Annotated in this window: 3 protein-coding genes; 2 read left to right on the forward strand and 1 reads right to left on the reverse strand. The window is 45.5% G+C overall.

The window, feature by feature from the left end; genetic code table 11:
• The coding region (locus VMW01_10215; protein ID HUW06627.1) for a PAS domain S-box protein at nucleotides 1-2,269 on the forward strand (2,269 nt) is incomplete at its 5' end.
• An 81-nt stretch (nucleotides 2,270-2,350) separates the two neighbouring features.
• A complete protein-coding gene (locus tag VMW01_10220; protein HUW06628.1) occupies nucleotides 2,351-3,118 on the forward strand; it encodes a hypothetical protein in 768 nt (255 codons plus the stop codon).
• 1 nt (nucleotide 3,119) lies between these two features.
• Here VMW01_10220 and VMW01_10225 read toward each other — a convergent pair.
• A partial coding sequence (locus VMW01_10225; protein HUW06629.1) for a glycosyltransferase family 39 protein occupies nucleotides 3,120-4,304 on the reverse strand: 1,185 nt, incomplete at its 5' end.

The following is a 4,304-nucleotide window of genomic DNA, read 5'->3' on the forward strand; positions in this document are numbered from 1 at the left end:
CAAATTTGGGTTAGCCCTTCTGGGCTATAATGGTCGTGAAATCATTGGAAGGAAGGCCCTTGACCTCTTAATATTGAAAGATAACCCAGGATCGCCATACTTTACAGAGATGGGTCAACGCCTTGTTGGCACTCAGGAGACATTAACTACGGAGGGAATTTGCCATTCAAGAAGTGGCGAGATGCTCACCATACTTTGGGTGATAACCAACACGATAGGTGCTGGAAGCCTGCCCGAGATGCTCTGCACAGGGAACAATATTACCGGTTTGGTAGGGGCTCAGGAAGCCCTAAGGGAAAGCCAATTAAGGCTCAAGAGCATAATGGACCACACCAACGACCTAATCTGCCAAATTGATTCTGAGGGTCGGCATCTGTATGTTAGCCCATCGTACAAGAGAATTCTTGGATATGAATCGCAAGACTTAATTGGTGAATCATTCTTTACGTTTCTCCATCCCGACGACCTCACTTACACCATTACCGAATTCACAGAAGTGCTACAGACCAATTCGCCCAAATCGGTAAGCGTGAGGTTTCGATCTGCCGAAGGCAACTACGTTTGGATTGAATCGCACGGCAATGCGATTATTAATAAGGACGGCAAGGTAACTGGGATGGTGGTAAGTTCCCGTGACATCACAGAACAGAATAGACATCACAAGGAGATTGAAGATAGCGAACTCCGATACAAGACCTTGCTCAATGCCATTCCCGATCTCATGTTTGTCCAAACCAACGAAGGCGTTTACCTCGACTACCACTGTAGCGACGAATCAATGCTCTTGACTTCTCCGGAATCATTTATCGGTAAGAAACATGCGGACGTATTACCAGCCGACATCCTTTCGCTTTTTGAAGAGAAGTTTCAGCACGTGAGGGAGAGTAATGAAATTGAGAAGTTTGAGTATCAGGCTAAGCTCAATAATGGCCAACAGGGCATCTTTGAGGCAAGAGTAACCACCTTCGGACCAGACAAGATGCTCACCATTATTAGAGATATAACCGATCGAAAAAAATCGGAACAACTAATTGTTGAAAACGAAAAGTTGTTAAAAAAAAAGAACAAGGAATACATTGCCATTAACGAGGAGTTGAACCTCAGCTACACCCACATTCAAAGCATTAATCAGGAGTTAACTGTTGCCAAGGAAAAAGCGGAGGAAAGCGATAGGTTGAAGTCGGCCTTTCTAGCTAACATGTCGCACGAAATACGTACTCCCATGAATGGCATGCTGGGCTTTGCTGACCTGCTGCGACGACCGAATCTCGCCGAAGAAAAACGACGACTTTACATCGACATTATTAACGCCAATGGCAACCAGCTGCTCGCAATTATCAACGACATTATCGACATTTCCAAGATCGAAGCAGGGCAAGTAGTTGCCGAAATGAGGCCCGCCAACATCACTAAGCTCTACCTGGAAATTCAGCACCAATTTACAACCCTTGCAAAGGCTAGAGACTTAGAATTTACAGCTCACTACCCTGATATCGGGGAGGTGGTAACCAATACCGATGCAACTAAGCTGCGGCAGATCCTTTTTAACCTCCTCAACAACGCACTAAAGTTTACACCAACAGGAAGGGTAGAAACCGGGTTCTCTGCCATTGATGGCAACTTGCTTTTTTATGTAAAGGACACGGGGATAGGAATTAGAGAGGAGCTTCACGCTACCGTTTTTGAACGATTCCGTCAGGTTGAAAACTCCATAAGCATGCAGCAGGGGGGTACAGGTTTAGGGTTAAGCATTTCAAAATCATTGGTTGAGTTACTAGGAGGAACTATATGGCTAGAGTCGGAACCAGGCAAAGGATCCACCTTTTTCTTCACCATTCCTTATTTAGCAACTGAGGAAAAACTAGCAAACCAAAATGATTTTCAGATGGCCAAACAAGCATCATGGATCGGAAAGAATATCCTTATTGCTGAGGACGACGAAACCAACTATGGATTCCTTAGCACCATGATTACCGAAGCAGGCATGCAGCCAATTTGGGCCACCAATGGACGCGATGCAATCAAACTTTGTGAAGAAAATCAAAACATCGACCTTGCGCTAATCGACGTCAGGATGCCGATAATGGATGGCTACGAAACTACGAGGCAGATAAAGGAGCTTCGCTCCTCTCTTCCGGTTGTGGTTCACACAGCCTTTGTCTCCACCGATGGCAAAGCGCGTGCATACGCGGCCGGGTGCGATGCGTTTTTGGCCAAGCCTGTTTCACGGAAAGATCTCATTGGCCTTTTTGATCGATTTTTCAGCTAATATTTACTAAGAAGTAAGGCTCTGAATACTTTCAACCAAAAAAAGTAATAATTTGGTTGCTACAAACCATAGCATAGCGCCATGAAAAACATCTTCTTAAGCCTCTTTGTTAGCGCGTTTTTGTTTGTAGGCTGCGCTCCAAAGCCAATTGTTCGGATAAATCCATCCACCACTCAAGGGGTCTGGTTATGGGGCCAACACTTTGTGTTCGATACAACCTCCAACATTCATGTTTACATTGCCTTCGATAGGGAATTCAGCGACAACGAGCTGGCCTTTTCGGTGGAGTATGTCAACGAAAGCAACGAGCCATTCCTGGTAGACCCGGCACAAATTGAGGTGGTAGCATATCCTTTCAATTCGGCAAAATACGAAGCGAAAACTTACTATGCCGTTGATCCCGAGCAGCAGCTATTGGAAACCGATATGGCCATATCGCGAAGCCAAGCCCAAAGCAAAAATTCAGCAATTATTGCCGCCCTTGTGCTTGGGACTGGATTTGTTCAAACAGTTTCGGACGTCAGCAACAACGCCTCTTTCGAAAAGCAAGTTTTGCATCAGAATATGGCTGTTGCCGGGGCAGACCTTGCTCAGGCAGCCAGTATTACCGCCGACTTCAACGTGGCGAAATTGGCAAACGATCGTCAGGAATGGGAAACGCAAACTTTGCGAAAAACTACCTTGCCGCCAAACATGTCTATTCAGGGAAGGATACTGATTCCAAAGGATCTGAAAATGATAAACTACCAAATAACCATTCCACTGCTGGAGAAAAAGGCAACATTTATGTTTGAACAAAAAATTTATAAACCCAACGTTGATTCAGCAAAATCCCGTCAAACAGAATGATTTATTTGTTCTCAATAGTTCCACAATCCCAGAGATAGAAGGTTTTTCCATTCCCCATGCTGCGTTTGGTAGCCAGCGAATCCATCAAAGTGCAAGAGGAAAATGTGTTGCCAAAATCGGTTGCAGGATTGGAGGTGTAACGCGAAGTGGTAACAAAGAAGGCACGCATCCCTGTTAATCTGTTGATGGGCATCCACTGGTTGTAGCCATTGGCGAGCCTACCGTCTAGCGCAGTTACCAATCCCTTTCCACCCAACGCCCACTCCAACTCACCACTCAAAAACCAGCGATGGGTAACTAAAACGGTGGAGTCGTTTACCAATCCTTTCTGCTCAAGGTAATTGGCTAACTTATCCCAACCTTGGCCGTCGAGTGTAAGATCGTTTTTAGGTGAGAGTTTGAGGAATCCAGTTCGGCTCTGAAATGCCAGCATCAGTCCAAGCACTAAGGTTAATCCGCCGGTAATTGCAGTAAACCGAATAGCCTTGCGTGCTGGCCACTGAACCATTAAGCCAGACAGCAAAAGTAGTCCTGTGAGATAACCCGGTAGAGGCCAGTGCGGTAAAACAGTCTGGAAAAATCCAACAACTGAAAAAATGGCAATTGGCATTAACGCAAACCAAGCTAACCAGCGAGTTTCGGATCGATTCTTTCGAAGGAAGAGTATTATCGTGGTAAGAAAGGTTATCATTACCCAAGGATATAGGTAAACCATCTGCCCCCCCAACCCTTGTAAAAACAGAACGAAAGAAAATCGTCCACCTGGAGCTCCCTTACCAAACTGGTATAGGAGGGAGACCCAATGATGGGTATAGTTCCAATAAAGATCGGGTGAGTAAACCACTAAGCTAATCAAAACCGCTAAGTAAAGTTTAGGCTCGCGAAGCAACTTTCGCCATTCCGGAAATAGTAGGATGCAGCAACCAAAGGTAAACCACATTAGAATGCCATGGTATTTGGAAAGCATAGCCAAGCCAGCAGCAGCACCCCACCAAAGTATCCAGCGCAGCTCCTTGGATTCACGGTAACGAATGAGGCAATAAACACCTACCATCCAAAAAAAGGCAAGCGCATTATCGGGAATAACAAAGGCACCAACGCCAAATGAAAAAAGGGGAATTACCTGCATCAATATTACTGCCCACCGGGCAGCTTCCCTACCCCACAACCGGTAGGCAGCCAAAAA

The organism is Williamwhitmania sp. (assembly GCA_035529935.1).
Lineage (GTDB): Bacteria > Bacteroidota > Bacteroidia > Bacteroidales > Williamwhitmaniaceae > Williamwhitmania.